The organism is Pseudomonas sp. BGA-UO-ETr-WB11 (assembly GCF_059567785.1).
On sequence record NZ_JCAQOS010000006.1, the window covers coordinates 157,564 to 171,016 of the forward strand.

The following is a 13,453-nucleotide window of genomic DNA, read 5'->3' on the forward strand; positions in this document are numbered from 1 at the left end:
CGCTGCAGCGGATAACAGCTGTATGGCCAATTAAATGCCTGCGGACAACCCGCCGCGGCGCCATAACAACAATTGCGAGGGTATCCCCTGATGACCGCTAGTACTCCCATGCTGATCACCTTCGTGGTGTATATCTCAGCCATGGTCCTGATCGGCCTATTTGCCTATCTGCGGACCAACAACCTGTCTGACTACATTCTCGGTGGCCGCAGCCTCGGCAGTTTTGTCACCGCCTTGTCGGCTGGTGCTTCGGATATGAGCGGCTGGCTGCTGATGGGCTTGCCGGGCGCTGTATACATGTCCGGTCTGTCGGAGGGCTGGATTGCTATCGGCTTGATCGTCGGTGCCTACCTCAACTGGTTGTTCGTTGCTGGCCGTCTGCGCGTGCAGACCGAGCACAACGGCAACGCCTTGACCCTGCCGGACTACTTCAGCAACCGTTTCGAGGACCACAGCCGCGTGCTGCGGATTTTCTCGGCCCTGGTGATTCTGGTGTTCTTCACCATCTACTGCGCTTCGGGCGTGGTGGCCGGTGCGCGTCTGTTTGAAAGCACCTTCGGCATGAGCTACGAAACCGCCCTGTGGGCTGGTGCCGCCGCGACCATTGCCTACACCTTTATCGGTGGCTTCCTGGCGGTGAGCTGGACTGACACCGTGCAGGCCACCTTGATGATCTTTGCCCTGATCCTCGCGCCCGTGATGGTGCTGGTGGCCACCGGTGGCATGGACAGCACCTTCGCTGCCATTGAACTGAAGGACGCCACCAGCTTCGACATGCTCAAAGGCGCGACCTTTGTTGGCGTGATCTCGCTGATGGCCTGGGGCCTGGGCTACTTCGGCCAACCGCACATTCTCGCGCGCTTTATGGCGGCGGATTCGGTCAAGTCGATCCCTGCTGCACGACGCATCTCCATGACCTGGATGATCCTCTGCCTGGGTGGCGCGGTCGCCGTGGGTTTCTTCGGTATCGCCTACTTTACTGTGCACCCGGAACTGGGTGGCGCCGTGGCCGAGAACCCGGAGCGGGTGTTTATCGAATTGGCCAAGCTGCTGTTCAACCCGTGGATCGCTGGCGTGCTGTTGTCGGCCATTTTGGCTGCGGTGATGAGTACCCTGAGCTGCCAGTTGCTGGTGTGCTCCAGTGCCCTGACCGAAGACTTCTACAAAGCCTTCCTGCGCAAGAATGCCAGCCAGCTTGAACTGGTCTGGGTCGGTCGCGCCATGGTGCTGCTGGTTGCCTTGGTTGCTATCGGTCTGGCCGCCAACCCGGATAACCGCGTACTGGGCCTGGTCTCCTACGCCTGGGCCGGCTTCGGTGCCGCTTTCGGTCCGGTGGTGATTCTCTCGGTGCTGTGGAAGGGCATGACCCGCAACGGCGCCCTGGCCGGCATGTTGCTGGGCGCGCTGACGGTGATCCTGTGGAAGAACTTCTTCGCCTGGACCGGCCTGTACGAAATCATCCCGGGCTTTATCCTCGCCACGCTCGGCATTCTGCTGTTCAGCCGCATCGGCGCCGGCCCGTCCGCCGCCATGCACAAGCGTTATGCCGCGGCTGAGCTGGAGTATCAGCAAGCGCAAAGCTAAGCCTTAGCGTCTAAGCAAAAGGCCGCCCCGGCATGCATGCCGGGCGGCCTTTTGTGCATTCAGGGCGCGCGATCTTTGTGCGTGCTCTTCTGCCGACGGGCGGCTAATCTGACGACTAGGGCAAATTCCACCGGGCGCAATGCCCGCTGTTTCGCTGCTGGGTACTGCATATGTTTTTCAAACGATGGCAATGGCGTGTAATGGGCCTGGCGAGTGCGCTGTTGTGCGTCAGCACGGCTGGGGCCGCCAGCCTGCAGGTGCAGTTAAAGGACCAAAAGGGGCAACCGCTGGCCAACGCGGTGCTGAGCCTTCTCGGCCCCCAGGGCGGCGCAGCCAGCCCTGCGCCGGCGGTCATGGATCAGGTGCAGAAGCAGTTTTTGCCGGCGGTGCTGGCGGTACGCAGCGGCACGCGGGTGAGCTTCCCAAATCGCGATGATATCCGCCATCAGGTGTATTCCTTTTCCCCGGCCAAACGCTTTGAGCTGCGTCTTTACAAAGGCACGCCGTCAGAGCCTGTGCTCTTCGATAAACCAGGGTTGGTGGTGCTGGGCTGCAATATTCACGACTGGATGGTGGGCTATATCTACGTCACTGATGACCCCTGGTTCGCCGTCAGTGACGAGACCGGCACGCTGCATATCGACTCACTGCCCTCCGGTCGTTATCAGGTGACCCTTTGGCATCCGCAGATGACCGATCTGTTGCCCCAGGCGGGGGCGGATATCGAGCTGCCGGCGGCGGGCTTGCAGCTCAGCCTGCCGGTTTCCCTGGGCAGTACCCCCGTTGCCACGCCGCCGGCTGCGCCCGCGTCGGCCTTTGGTGACGCCTTCAAAAAGGCTGTTGATGAAGATCGCAGATAGTTTTCAGGCGCGCATCGCCACGGTGCTGATCCTGCTGCTGTTACTGGTGGTGGGTTCGTTGTACTTCGCCGTGCAGGTGGCCACCGGGGCGGCGGTCAAACAGCAGGCGGTGGCGCAACTTGGCGTCGGTGCGCGGGTCTTTGAACGCTTGCTGGACACCCGCGGTCGCCAACTGCGCGACGCCTTGCAGGTGCTGTCTGCTGACTTCGGTTTCAAAGATGCGGTGGCCAGCGATGACAGCGCCACCATCCGCTCGGTGCTGGCCAATCATGGCGCGCGCATCAGTGCCAGTGAAGTGCTGTTGCTGGGCCTGGACGGCAGAGTGCTGGTTTCCAGTGTCGAAGGTTTCGCCGCCGGCAGCCCGTTCCGTTACAGCCAGTCGTTGTTGCAGGCGCGCCAGCGCGGCCAGTCGAACCTGATCGTGGCCCTGAACGGCGAGCCCCATTTGCTGGTCGAGGCCCCCGTGTTGGCGCCGCTGCCGATTGCCCGGGTGGTGATGGGGTTTCGCATGGATCAGGCATTCGCCCGTGAGCTGCGCGAGCTGACCAATCTGGAGGTGTCGTTCATTGCCTTTGACCAAGGCCGTCAAGGGCCGTTGGTAACCACCCTGAACGCCGAGCAGGGCGCCGGCATGCGCGCGTTGAGTACGCCGGCGACCCGTGCGGGCGACCTGGAGGACCTGGACTTTGCCGGCCAGCATTACCTGACCAAACAATTGCCCCTGGCCGAGGCGGGCGACTATCAGGTGCAGGCGTTCCTGCACAGCTCGTTGAACCAGGCCATGCAGGCGTTTGCGCCGCTGGACCAGAACATTCTGCTGATTGCCGTGGGTGCTTTGCTGGCGTCGCTGATCGGCGCCTTGCTGCTGGCCCGTAACGTCTCCCAGCCGGTGCGCGAGCTGGCACGGGTGGCCGAACGTGTGGGCCAGGGCGACTATCAGGCGGTGCCGGCGGTGCAGCGTCGTGATGAACTTGGGCTGCTGGCCCAGGCTCTCACCCGCATGCAGGCGGGGATCGCCGAGCGTGAACGGCAGCTGGCCCACAATGCTCTGCACGATAGCCTGACCGGCTTGCCCAACCGCACGCTCCTGCTGGAGCGCCTGGGCAGCGCGATTGCCGCCGGGCGGCCGGTGGCACTGCTGTACCTGGGCATCGGCAACTTTCAGAGCATCAACGAGCACTATGGTGCGGCCAGCAGTGATCAGGTGTTGCAGCAGCTCAGCCAGCGCCTGCAGGGCAGCCTGCGCCCCGGTGACAGCCTGGCGCGGCTGCTGGCCGACGAGTTCCTGTTGTTGCTGGAGCATGCCGACAGCGACAGTGCGGTGGCGATTGCCGACCGCTTGCAACAGGGGCTGGCCCAGCCCCTGCGAATCGTCAATGTGGAGATGAAGCTGGACTGCCGGATTGGCATCGCCGCCTATCCCCTAGACGGCGAAACGGCCGAAGAGTTGGTGCGCCGCGCCAGCATCGCCATGCACGATGCCGCTCAGCTGCCGGGCCGCCTGCAGGTGTATCAACAGGGCCGCGATGATGCCCATCAGCGCCAGGTCAACCTGATCCGGGACCTGCGCCGGGCGCCGGGCAATGGCGAGCTGCAACTGCATTACCAGGCCAAGCTGAGCCTGAGCAGTGGCCGGGTCGAGCAGGCCGAGGCCTTGCTGCGCTGGCTGCACCCGCAATATGGCATGGTTTCGCCGGGAGAATTTATCCCGCTGGCCGAACGCACTGGCAGCATCCAGGCGCTGACCGCCTGGGTGATCGAAGAAGCCCTGCGTCAGTTGCAGGTCTGGGCCGAGCGTGGCTTGCGATTGCAGCTGTCGCTGAATATCTCTGCCGACGATTTGCACGACCTGCACCTGGCGGCGCGGGTCGGGAAGTTGCTGCAGCAGTATCGGGTGCCGGCCGAGCAGCTGATTTTCGAGGTCACCGAAAGCGCAGTGATGGGTAATCCGGAGCAGGCCCTGACGATTCTGCAGCAGCTGCGCGGGCTGGGCATCAGCCTGTCGGTGGACGACTTCGGCACCGGCTATTCGTCGTTGTCGCAGCTCAAGCGCATGCCGGTGCAGGAGTTGAAAATCGACCAGTCCTTTATCCGTGACCTGGACGAAGCCAGTGAGGACGCGGTGATCGTCCGCTCCACCATCGACATGAGCCACAGCCTCGGCCTGAAGGTGGTGGCCGAAGGCGTCGAGTACGAGCGCAGCTTGCGCCTGCTGGAGCGCTGGGGTTGCGACACCGTACAGGGTTACCTGATCAGCCGGCCGCTGAGCGCCGAAGCATTTGAAACCTGGCACGGCCAACCGCTCAATCCGCTGTTATTACGCGAGACAGAACGATGAAACATACCCTTGCTGTGCTGGCCTTCAGTGCGCTGCCGCTGCTTGCCGCCGCTGACGGTCGGTTGCTGGCCACGGGGGGCGCCAGCAGCCTTGAGGGCGCCGCGGGTGGGGGGATTACTCCCTGGGCGGTGCTGGCCGGTTATGGCGAGGCCGGCGAGTGGGGCGCCACGGCTTTTGCTACCCACGTCGACAGCCAGGATTACCGCCTGGATGTGACGGGTGCCGCGCTCGCCTGGGACAATCGTGTGGAGCTGTCCTTCGCCCGTCAGAGGCTGGATATCAGCAGCCTGCACCTGCCCGACAGCAGCCTCAATCAGGATGTTTTCGGTCTCAAGGTGCGCCTGTTCGGCGACCTCTTGTATGACCAGTTGCCGCAGGTGTCGCTGGGTGTGCAGCACAAGCAACAGCAGAACTTTCTGATCCCCGAACTGGTCGGCGCCCGCCGCGACGAAGACACTGAGGCGTATGTGCAGGCCAGTCGGCTGCTGCTCGGCGGCGCCTTTGGCTACAACCTGCTGCTCAACGGCGGGGTGCGTTACAGCCGGGCCAATCAGCTGGGTTTGCTGGGCTTTGGTGGCGATACCAATGATCAGCGCGAGCTGCTGGCGGAGGCTTCCCTGGCGGTGCTGTTCAATCCGCGCTGGGTGCTGGGCGCGGAATACCGGCAGAAGCCCGACAACCTCGGTTTTGCCAAGGAAAATGACTGGTCCGATGTGTTCGTCGGCTATTTCCCCAACAAGCACCTAGCGCTGGTGCTGGCCTGGGCGCAGTTGGGTGATATCGCCGGGCAGAGTAACCAGAACGGTCCGTATTTATCTGTGCAGGGGAGTTTTTAAGCATGCGGCGAGTGTTGTTGATCTGCCTGTTGCTCAGCGCCTGCAGCTCTATGCCGGCGCGCGATGTGAGCCTGTACCAGAACTTGGGCGAGCAAGCCGGGCTGACGCGGATTGTCGAAGGCATGTTGCTCAATATCGCCAAGGACCCGCGCATCGTCGACCACTTTGCCAACGTCGATATCACCCTGTTGCGTGACAAGCTGGTGCAGCAACTCTGCGTTGAAACGGGTGGTCCTTGCCAGCGCAGCGGCGACAGCATGGAGGAGGTGCACAAGGGCCTCAAACTCACCCGCAGCGACTTCAATGCCCTGGTGGAAGACCTGATCGCCGCCATGGAAACCCAAGGCGTGCCGGTGCCCGTACAAAATCGCTTGTTGGCGCGCCTGGCGCCAATGCGTGGGCAGATCATCAAGCGCTAACAGTGCTGCTCGCGTCGGCGCAGTCTTGACCGCGAAGTCGTTGCCGCTCGCGCCTTAGATCCAGTCCCGACCTATCAAGGTGCCAGCGGCAGTTCGCGCTTGTGGCGGCTGTTGTCGTAGGTGCGCACGATGATGGCGTAGGCCTCGTCGCTGACCGGTTGGCCGTGCAGGAAGGCATCGATTTCGGCATAGCTGACGCCGTGGGATTCCTCGTCCGGTTTGCCGGGGCGCAGTTCTTCCAGGTCCGCCGTTGGCACTTTGAATACCAGGTGTTCCGGTGCGCCCAGGTATTTGGCGATGGCGCGTACTTGGCCTTTGACCAGGCCGCTCAGTGGCGCCAAGTCGCAGGCGCCGTCACCGAATTTGGTGAAGAAGCCCATCACCGCTTCAGCGGCGTGGTCGGTGCCGATCACCAGGCCGTTGTGGGCGTTGGCGATGGTGAACTGGGCGACCATGCGGATGCGTGCCTTGATATTGCCGACCACGAAATCGCGGCGTGCGTCGCTCAGGGGTTGCAGGTCGCTGACCGCAGCGCTCAGGCCTTGCACGCTGGCGGCGATATTCACGCAGTCGTCGACGTCGGCACGGATAAAGCGCAGCGAATCCTGGGCATCCTGTTCGTCATGTTGGACGTTGTAGGGCAGACGTACGGCGATAAAGCGATAGCTGTCATCGCCGGTTTCTTCGCGCAGTTCTTCAACGCTGAGTTGCGCCAGACGCCCGGCGGTGAGCGAGTCGACGCCGCCGCTGATGCCCAGTACCAGCACTTTCAGGCCGGCGTTACGCAGGCATTGCTTGATAAAGGCCTTGCGCTTGGCGACTTCGGCCTGCAGCGCGGCCTCATCGCTAAAGGGTGGCACTACGTCCAGGGCGGCGGCGATTTCAGCTTGGCGATTGGTCATGGCGGGGTCCTCAGGGAGCGGCGCGGGGGCGCGCAACGGCGGGCCGAAAACGGCGGATAAGCAAGCTTACGTTGAACCGGCGCCGGGCGGAATGCGCTCTTTTCCCGCAGCAGGTAAGCTGGCGGCCTGTTGCGCTTCTGTCATTTTTGCCAAGGTATCTGTCGATGAACGCCAAGAACCCCCTGCATGGGATCACCCTCGAAGCCCTGTTGACCCAGTTGGTGGCCCACTATGGCTGGGACGGGCTGGCGCAGCGGGTGGATGTGCGCTGCTTCAAGAACGACCCTAGCATCAAGTCGAGCCTGTCCTTTCTGCGCAAGACGCCGTGGGCGCGGGACAAGGTCGAGGCGTTGTATATCCAGCTGCACCGCATGTAAGCCGCCATGTATATCGGTGAGATCGCGCGTTTGACCGGTGCCTCAGCCAAGGCGATTCGTCATTACGAGAGCTTGGGGCTGCTTGGCCGGGTCGAGCGTGCCGGCGCCTATCGGCATTACCGCGAGGCTGAATTGCAGCAGGTTCAGCTGATCCGCCAGGCGCAGGGGTTGGGCTTTCGCCTGGCTGAGCTGGTGGCATTGCTCGGTGGGCGCACGGGCGAACCGGACTGGTTGGCGCTGGCCCAGGCGCTGGCCCGCAAACGCGCCAGCATTGCCGGCGAGGTGGCGCGTTTGCAGGCCCTGGACCTGCGTTTGCAAGCGGTCAGTGAGGAGGTTCTCGGCTGCCTGGAGACGACTCCCGCCGTGCTGGCGCAGTGCGATCTGGCGCCGCCCGCTCGGGTGTTGAGCGAGGCTTGACTCTGCCCCTAGGGGCAAGCCTCAAGCTGGCTGCTCGACAGCACAGGAGCAGGCAGCATGGGCAAGCGAGTAGCCGTTATCGTCGGGCATCCGGCGGCAGACAGTTGGTGCGGGGCCCTGGCGGACAGCTATGCCGAGGCGGCTCGTGCGGGTGGCCATGAGGTGCGCATGGTGCACCTGGCGCAGCTGGATTTTGATCCGAGCCTACATGAAGGCTATCGGCAGATTCAGGCCTTGGAACCGGACTTGCTGGCGGCGCAGGCTACAGTGGCGTGGGCCGAGCACCTGGTGATCGCCTACCCGATCTGGTGGGGCAGTGTGCCGGCGCTGCTCAAGGGCTTTCTGGACCGTATCCTGTTGCCCGGCTTTGCCTTCAAATACCGCCCTGGCAAGGCCTTCCCCGAGCAGTTGCTGCGTGGCCGCTCGGCGCAGTTACTGGTGAGCATGGACACGCCGCCCTGGTACTTCCGCTGGGTCTACCGCATGCCTGGGATTGTGCAGCTGAAGAAGACTACCCTGGAGTTTTGCGGCATTGCCCCGGTTAAGGTGGCGGCCTTTGGGCCGCTGATTTCCAGCTCGCCGGCGCTGCGTGCGAGCTGGCTGGTCAAGGTCGCGCGATTGGCCGACGGCTTGTGAGATATTGAGATTCAGTTTCAGTTAAGCCAGGCCCGGTAACTTGAACCCATCGAAAGCAATCACGCTTCTGCAAACCAAGGAAACCACCATGAAAAAGCTTACTACGCTGTTCGCCATTGCTGCTCTGACCGCCACTGCCGGTATCGCTCAAGCCCGTGACCTGGGCCCGGATGAAGCGCTGAAACTGCGTGACGCCGGCACCATTCAGAGCTTCGAGAAATTGAATGCCGCAGCCCTGGCCAAACACCCAGGCGGCGTTATTGAAGAGACCGACCTGGAGCAGGAGAATGGGCGCTATATCTACGAGCTGGACCTGCGCGATGCCCAAGGCGTGCAATGGGATCTGGAGCTGGATGCCACTAACGGCCAGGTACTCAAGGACCATCAAGACAACTGATGAAATGGCTCGTGCGCTATAGCGGTATCACCGTGCTGGTGCTGGCGGTTCTGCTGCTCAGTACGCGGGCTTTCGCCCGCGACCTGAATCAGGATGAAGCTCTGCGCTTACGCCAGAGCGGCGCCATCCTGGGCCTGGAACAGGTGTTGCAATCGGCCTTGGGGCGTTACCCCGGGGCCGAGTTGCTGGAGGCTGAGCTGGAAGAAAAACACGGTCAGTACCGCTATGACATCGAGCTGCTGACGGTCGACGGCGTGGCCCGTGAACTGGATGTGGATGCCCGCGATGGTCGCATCCTGCGCGACAAGGAAGACGACTGATGCGCCTGTTGTTGGTGGAAGACCATGTACCGTTGGCGGACGAGTTGCTCGCCAGCCTGACCCAGCAAGGTTATGCCGTGGACTGGCTGGCGGACGGCCGTGATGCGGCGTACCAGGGTGCTACTGAGCCCTATGACTTGATCATTCTCGACCTCGGCTTGCCTGGCAAACCGGGGCTTGAGGTGTTGCGTGAGTGGCGCGCTGGTGGCCTGGTTACTCCGGTGCTGATCCTCACTGCGCGCAGCTCATGGGCTGAACGCATCGAGGGGCTGCAGACCGGCGCCGACGATTACTTGAGCAAACCTTTTCACCCGCAAGAGTTGCTGTTGCGCATCCAGGGTTTGCTGCGCCGTGCCCATGGCCTGGCCAATCAGCCGCAACTGCAGGCCGCCGGCTTACAACTGGATGAAAGTCGTCAGTGCGTCAGTCGCGGCGCTGAGGTGATCGAGCTGACCGCCGCTGAGTTTCGTCTATTGCGCTATTTCATGCTGCACCCGCAGCAGCTGTTGTCCAAAAGCCACCTGGCCGAGCATATGTACGACGGCGAGACCGAGCGCGACTCCAACGTATTGGAAGTGCAGGTCAATCGCCTGCGCGGCAAGCTCGGCCGTGAGGTGATCGAAACCAAGCGCGGTCAGGGTTATCGCTTTACCGGTGTCGGCGGATGAAGTCGATCCAGCGGCGCCTGAGCCTGGGTTTGTTTGGCGTGTTGCTGGTGGTCGGCTTGTTGCTGGCGCAAACCAGCCTGTGGCTGTTCGAGCTGGGCCTGCGCCGTTACCTGGAAGTGGGCCTGCGCAACGAAGCGGAAGGCTTGCTCGTGTCCATCAACCGTGGCGCTGCCGGCCCGCAGCTTGATCCGCAGCGGCTTACGCCCAGCTATAGTCGGCCACTTTCCGGGCATTATTATCGTGTCGAGGCGCTGGGGCAGGTCTGGCGCTCGCGCTCACTGTGGGATCACGATCTGGCTAAACCGGCCGAGTCCGGTTTGCAGAAAGCCCTGGTTGAGGGCCCCCAAGGCCAGCAGTTGTTGGTCCTGCGGGGTGATTACCGGCGCTTTGGTCAGCCACTGTCGATCACAGTGGCAGAAGACTACAGCCCGCTGCTGAGCAGCTTTCGCCGGGTGCAATACATTGGCCTGGGCCTGGGCCTGGCAGGATTGCTGCTGGTGCTATTTCTGCAGCGGCTCACTGTACGCAATGCCTTGCGGCCTCTGGAGCAAGCGCGCCAGCAGATCGCCCAGTTACAGGACGGTCAGCGTGCGCAGCTGGAAACCCAGGTGCCGCAGGAGCTGGAGCCTCTGGTGGCGCAGATCAACCATCTGCTCAGTCATACCAGTGACACCCTGACCCGTTCGCGGCATGCCATCGGCAACCTCGGCCATGCCCTGAAAACCCCGCTGGCGGTGTTGCTCAGCCTGGCTGGGCGCGCGGAGTTGAATGCCCATCCCGAGTTGCAGGCAACCCTGCGCGAGCAGTTGGCGCAGATCAATCAGCGTCTGGCCCGCGAATTGGCGCGGGCGCGGTTGTCTGGCGAGGTGTTGCCTGGTGCGCAGTTCGAATGCGCTGCTGAGTTGCCGGGGCTGTTCAGTACCCTGGCGCTGATTCATCCTCGCGACCTGCAGCTGAGCTGGCAGGCACCACCGGGCTTGCGCCTGCCGTGGGACCGTGAGGACCTGCTGGAAGTACTCGGTAACCTGCTGGACAACGCCTGTAAATGGGCGGCCAGCCGCGTGCAGCTGCAGATCAGCCTGGCGGACGGACGCTATTGCCTGTGGGTGGACGATGATGGGCCGGGGATTGCCGTAGCCCAGCGCGACGCGGTGCTCGAGCGTGGCACTCGCCTGGATGAGCAGGTGGCCGGGCATGGTCTGGGCCTGGGCGTGGTGCGCGACAGTGTCGAGGCCTGGGGCGGCAGCCTGCAATTACAGGACAGCCCTCTGGGTGGCTTGCGTGTGGCGATTGAGCTGAGTCGCGGTGCTGGCAGTAAGCGCAGCACCGCGCAGGGTTGAATTGCAGCTTTACTGGCGCTTGCTTTCCACCGAGGTCAGACGACCGCCTTCGAAGCGCAGGTAGTAGGTCATGCCGTTGGTCGGGCCATAGACCCATTCCTCGACCTGCAGGCCGATGTTGCCGTTAGGCGTCTCGGTATAACCGACCATGCTGCGGTTAACGGGCGCGCCACATTTGTTCTCGACTTCGCTGCTGCGATCACCGTCGCTGACCAGCTTGCTGCCGCAGCGAAAGGTCGCGGCAGAGGCATCCACAGCCAACACCATCAGGGGTAAAGCCAGGCTATAAAGCGCGCGTTTCATTGCAAATCCTTTGTGCGGTGAGGGTAAAGCGCCATGACTCGCCATGACGTTTGCGCAATATAGGCTGTTGCCCTTGGCTGCACTAGGGGCTGTTACCGACGTTGCCCGTGGCCATGGCGGCGGCACTGGCCTAGGCTCAGCAAAGGAGTGGCCGGGCGGTCTGCTGAGGGACGGAGGAGGGTGCTATGGGGCGTGGTGCGCTGGTGGGGTTGGTCTTGCTCGGTTGCTGCCAGCAGCCGGTGCTGGCTGAACCTCTGCCATGGGTACTGTTTGCCATGCCTGGCGCGGTGAACCTGCGCGACGGCAAGCCTTACGACGGATTGGTGTACGAGTATTTGCGCATGATCGAGCCTCACCTTGAGGAGGTGCAGGTCAGCTATGAGCTAGGCAATCTCATGCGTATGCAGAAGAACATGGCCGAAGGACGCAACCTCTGTTCCTCGGCCAATTTGCGCAGTCCCGAGCGCGACCGCATTGGTTATTTCATCCCTTATCTGATTACACCGCCTATGCAGGTGGTCGTGCGTGCCGAGACCTATGGGCGCTTGCCACTGCGTGATGGCCGTCTGTGGGTTGATGAGTTGCTTGCCGCTGACCTGCGCGGCGGCTTCTTTCCCCAGCGCAGCTATCCACCTGCTTTGCAGGCACGTCTGTCAGCGCGGCCGCCGTCCAACCTGATTGCGGTATCTATTGCGGCTAGCACCGATCGCACCTTGCGCATGCTGAGCCATCAGCGTTTTGACTACACCTTCGAGTACCCCAGCACGGTGGTGAACTACGCCCGCAGCAACCCTGAGAGCGTACCCTTGCGCAGTGTCACTCTGGCGGATGCCGCAGACTTGCAGGTGGTCGGCAGTTACTGCACACGCAATGCCTGGGGCCGGGCTATGGCTCTGCGGATCGACGCGGCCGTGCGTGCGCGCCTCAGTCAACCAGAGCCCGTATTGGCGTTGTACCGGCACTGGCTGCCGGTCGAAAGTTATCAGGCCTATGGCGCTGGGATTGAGGCCTATCTGCGCCAGCGCGCCGAGCAGCCGCTCAGTTTGCCTGCACCTTAGGACACAGTGCCTCGATACCAGCCGAGTGGGTGTAGTCCCCTGGGCTGATAGCCCGGCGCGGCTCAGCCGCGGGCCACGCTAACCCCTTCCAGATTGGCAAACGAGGTGTCCTTGGCCGTCAGCAGGAAGTCGCGCATAAAAGGCGCATCCAGCATGTCGGTGCGCACCCCGGCAAACAGGGTGGCGAACAGCCCCTTGTCGCCCAAACGTTTGGCCGTCACGTAACCGCGCGAGCTGTATTCGTGCAATGCCCAGTTGGGCAGGCCGCAAACCCCACGGCCGCTGGCCACCAGTTGCATCATCATCACCGTCAGTTCTGAGGTACGCACCTGGGCTGGCTCAACGTCGGCGGGCTCTAGAAAACGGGTGAAAATATCCAGACGGTCGCGCTCCACCGGATAGGTGATCAGGGTTTCCGTGCTCAGGTCTTCGGCGTGGATAAACGCCTTACTCGCCAGCGGATGTTGGTTGGCCACCGCCAGCAAAGCTTCGTAGGTGAACAGCGGCACATAGGTGATGCCGGCCATTTCGATTGGGTCGGAGGTCACCACCAGGTCCAGGTCGCCGCGCGCCAGGGCCGGCAGCGGGGCGAAGGAAAACCCCGAGGCCAGGTCCAGCTCGACCTCGGGCCAGGCATCGCGAAACTGGTCGATGGTCGGCATCAGCCACTGGAAGCAACTGTGGCATTCGATCGCCATGTGCAGGCGTCCGGCGGTGCCGCCGGCCAGGCGCGCCATGTCCCGTTCGGCGCTGCGCAGTTGTGGCAGCAGGCTGTCGGCCAGTTGCAGCAGGCGCAGGCCGGCGCTGGTGAAGCGCACGGGTTTGGTCTTGCGCATAAACAGCGACAGGCCGAGGCGTTCCTCCAGCTCCTTGAACTGGTGCGACAACGCCGACTGGGTCAGGTGCAGGCGCTCGGCGGCCAGCACCAGACTGTCGGTTTCGCGCAGGGCATGCAGGGTTTTCAGGTGGCGTAACTCAAGCATGGGGAGCCTCGCTGT

Annotated in this window: 16 protein-coding genes; 13 read left to right on the forward strand and 3 right to left on the reverse strand. The window is 62.8% G+C overall.

What is annotated here, in order from left to right:
- Positions 1-90: 90 nt before the first annotated feature.
- The 5 genes from putP to AC56DI_RS09655 all read left to right on the forward strand — a co-directional run bounded on the left by putP (position 91) and on the right by AC56DI_RS09655 (position 6,037).
- On the forward strand, positions 91-1,584 hold the full coding sequence (putP, locus tag AC56DI_RS09635) for a sodium/proline symporter PutP (protein WP_496345954.1): 1,494 nt from the start codon (positions 91-93) through the stop codon (positions 1,582-1,584).
- Positions 1,585-1,754: 170 nt separating this feature from the next.
- Positions 1,755-2,444 (forward strand): methylamine utilization protein, encoded by a 690-nt coding sequence (locus tag AC56DI_RS09640; protein ID WP_496345955.1) that lies wholly within the window; start codon positions 1,755-1,757, stop codon positions 2,442-2,444.
- Complete coding sequence (locus AC56DI_RS09645) at positions 2,428-4,782, forward strand: putative bifunctional diguanylate cyclase/phosphodiesterase (RefSeq protein ID WP_496345956.1); 2,355 nt, start codon at positions 2,428-2,430, stop codon at positions 4,780-4,782. Before AC56DI_RS09640 ends, AC56DI_RS09645 begins: the two co-directional genes overlap by 17 nt.
- Positions 4,779-5,618: a DUF3034 family protein gene (locus tag AC56DI_RS09650; RefSeq protein ID WP_496345957.1), complete on the forward strand. Its 840-nt coding sequence runs from the start codon at positions 4,779-4,781 to the stop codon at positions 5,616-5,618. Before AC56DI_RS09645 ends, AC56DI_RS09650 begins: the two co-directional genes overlap by 4 nt.
- 2 nt (positions 5,619-5,620) lie before the next feature.
- Positions 5,621-6,037, forward strand: a complete 417-nt coding sequence (locus AC56DI_RS09655; protein WP_496345958.1) for a group I truncated hemoglobin — start codon at positions 5,621-5,623, stop codon at positions 6,035-6,037.
- A gap of 74 nt (positions 6,038-6,111) precedes the next feature.
- Here AC56DI_RS09655 and nadE read toward each other — a convergent pair whose 3' ends face one another.
- Entirely contained in the window at positions 6,112-6,939 is an 828-nt protein-coding gene (gene nadE / locus AC56DI_RS09660; protein ID WP_496345959.1) for an NAD(+) synthase, read from the reverse strand.
- A gap of 164 nt (positions 6,940-7,103) precedes the next feature.
- Between nadE and AC56DI_RS09665 the strand changes: the two genes are divergently transcribed.
- The 7 genes from AC56DI_RS09665 (at position 7,104) to AC56DI_RS09695 (ending at position 11,094) form a co-directional block, all read left to right on the forward strand.
- Positions 7,104-7,316 (forward strand): VF530 family protein, encoded by a 213-nt coding sequence (locus tag AC56DI_RS09665; RefSeq protein ID WP_324518361.1) that lies wholly within the window; start codon positions 7,104-7,106, stop codon positions 7,314-7,316.
- Positions 7,317-7,322: 6 nt separating this feature from the next.
- Entirely contained in the window at positions 7,323-7,733 is a 411-nt protein-coding gene (locus AC56DI_RS09670) for a MerR family transcriptional regulator (protein ID WP_496345960.1), read from the forward strand.
- Positions 7,734-7,790: 57 nt separating this feature from the next.
- Positions 7,791-8,369 (forward strand): NAD(P)H-dependent oxidoreductase, encoded by a 579-nt coding sequence (locus tag AC56DI_RS09675; RefSeq protein ID WP_496345961.1) that lies wholly within the window; start codon positions 7,791-7,793, stop codon positions 8,367-8,369.
- 88 nt (positions 8,370-8,457) lie between these two features.
- On the forward strand, positions 8,458-8,766 hold the full coding sequence (locus AC56DI_RS09680) for a PepSY domain-containing protein (RefSeq protein ID WP_422588523.1): 309 nt from the start codon (positions 8,458-8,460) through the stop codon (positions 8,764-8,766).
- Complete coding sequence (locus AC56DI_RS09685) at positions 8,766-9,086, forward strand: PepSY domain-containing protein (protein WP_496345962.1); 321 nt, start codon at positions 8,766-8,768, stop codon at positions 9,084-9,086. Before AC56DI_RS09680 ends, AC56DI_RS09685 begins: the two co-directional genes overlap by 1 nt.
- Positions 9,086-9,754: a response regulator transcription factor gene (locus AC56DI_RS09690; protein ID WP_324518352.1), complete on the forward strand. Its 669-nt coding sequence runs from the start codon at positions 9,086-9,088 to the stop codon at positions 9,752-9,754. The genes AC56DI_RS09685 and AC56DI_RS09690 overlap by 1 nt, the downstream gene beginning before the upstream one ends.
- The gene (locus tag AC56DI_RS09695; protein ID WP_496345963.1) at positions 9,751-11,094 is read left to right on the forward strand and encodes an ATP-binding protein; all 1,344 of its coding nucleotides are present in this window, start codon (positions 9,751-9,753) and stop codon (positions 11,092-11,094) included. The genes AC56DI_RS09690 and AC56DI_RS09695 overlap by 4 nt, the downstream gene beginning before the upstream one ends.
- Before the next feature lie 9 nt (positions 11,095-11,103).
- Here AC56DI_RS09695 and AC56DI_RS09700 read toward each other — a convergent pair whose 3' ends face one another.
- Positions 11,104-11,397 carry a DUF2845 domain-containing protein gene (locus AC56DI_RS09700; protein ID WP_496345964.1) on the reverse strand — a complete coding sequence of 98 codons (294 nt, stop codon included), beginning with the start codon at positions 11,395-11,397 and terminating at the stop codon, positions 11,104-11,106.
- A 185-nt stretch (positions 11,398-11,582) separates the two neighbouring features.
- On the opposite strand from AC56DI_RS09700, the gene AC56DI_RS09705 reads away from it, so the two are divergent.
- Entirely contained in the window at positions 11,583-12,455 is an 873-nt protein-coding gene (locus AC56DI_RS09705) for a hypothetical protein (protein WP_496345965.1), read from the forward strand.
- A gap of 62 nt (positions 12,456-12,517) precedes the next feature.
- Here the strand turns inward: AC56DI_RS09705 and metR are convergent, their stop codons facing one another.
- A complete protein-coding gene (gene metR / locus AC56DI_RS09710; RefSeq protein WP_496345966.1) occupies positions 12,518-13,438 on the reverse strand; it encodes a transcriptional regulator MetR in 921 nt (306 codons plus the stop codon).
- Between the last annotated feature and the right edge of the window lie 15 nt (positions 13,439-13,453).

Excerpts from the sequence above, each read along its gene's own strand:
- putP (WP_496345954.1), top strand. The coding sequence starts at position 91 with ATGACCGCTAGTACTCCCATGCTGATCACCTTCGTGGTGTATATCTCA.
- AC56DI_RS09640 (WP_496345955.1), top strand. The coding sequence starts at position 1,755 with ATGTTTTTCAAACGATGGCAATGGCGTGTAATGGGCCTGGCGAGTGCG.
- AC56DI_RS09645 (WP_496345956.1), top strand. The coding sequence starts at position 2,428 with ATGAAGATCGCAGATAGTTTTCAGGCGCGCATCGCCACGGTGCTGATC.
- AC56DI_RS09650 (WP_496345957.1), top strand. The coding sequence starts at position 4,779 with ATGAAACATACCCTTGCTGTGCTGGCCTTCAGTGCGCTGCCGCTGCTT.
- AC56DI_RS09655 (WP_496345958.1), top strand. The coding sequence starts at position 5,621 with ATGCGGCGAGTGTTGTTGATCTGCCTGTTGCTCAGCGCCTGCAGCTCT.
- nadE (WP_496345959.1), bottom strand. The coding sequence starts at position 6,939 with ATGACCAATCGCCAAGCTGAAATCGCCGCCGCCCTGGACGTAGTGCCA.
- AC56DI_RS09665 (WP_324518361.1), top strand. The coding sequence starts at position 7,104 with ATGAACGCCAAGAACCCCCTGCATGGGATCACCCTCGAAGCCCTGTTG.
- AC56DI_RS09670 (WP_496345960.1), top strand. The coding sequence starts at position 7,323 with ATGTATATCGGTGAGATCGCGCGTTTGACCGGTGCCTCAGCCAAGGCG.
- AC56DI_RS09675 (WP_496345961.1), top strand. The coding sequence starts at position 7,791 with ATGGGCAAGCGAGTAGCCGTTATCGTCGGGCATCCGGCGGCAGACAGT.
- AC56DI_RS09680 (WP_422588523.1), top strand. The coding sequence starts at position 8,458 with ATGAAAAAGCTTACTACGCTGTTCGCCATTGCTGCTCTGACCGCCACT.
- AC56DI_RS09685 (WP_496345962.1), top strand. The coding sequence starts at position 8,766 with ATGAAATGGCTCGTGCGCTATAGCGGTATCACCGTGCTGGTGCTGGCG.
- AC56DI_RS09690 (WP_324518352.1), top strand. The coding sequence starts at position 9,086 with ATGCGCCTGTTGTTGGTGGAAGACCATGTACCGTTGGCGGACGAGTTG.
- AC56DI_RS09695 (WP_496345963.1), top strand. The coding sequence starts at position 9,751 with ATGAAGTCGATCCAGCGGCGCCTGAGCCTGGGTTTGTTTGGCGTGTTG.
- AC56DI_RS09700 (WP_496345964.1), bottom strand. The coding sequence starts at position 11,397 with ATGAAACGCGCGCTTTATAGCCTGGCTTTACCCCTGATGGTGTTGGCT.
- AC56DI_RS09705 (WP_496345965.1), top strand. The coding sequence starts at position 11,583 with ATGGGGCGTGGTGCGCTGGTGGGGTTGGTCTTGCTCGGTTGCTGCCAG.
- metR (WP_496345966.1), bottom strand. The coding sequence starts at position 13,438 with ATGCTTGAGTTACGCCACCTGAAAACCCTGCATGCCCTGCGCGAAACC.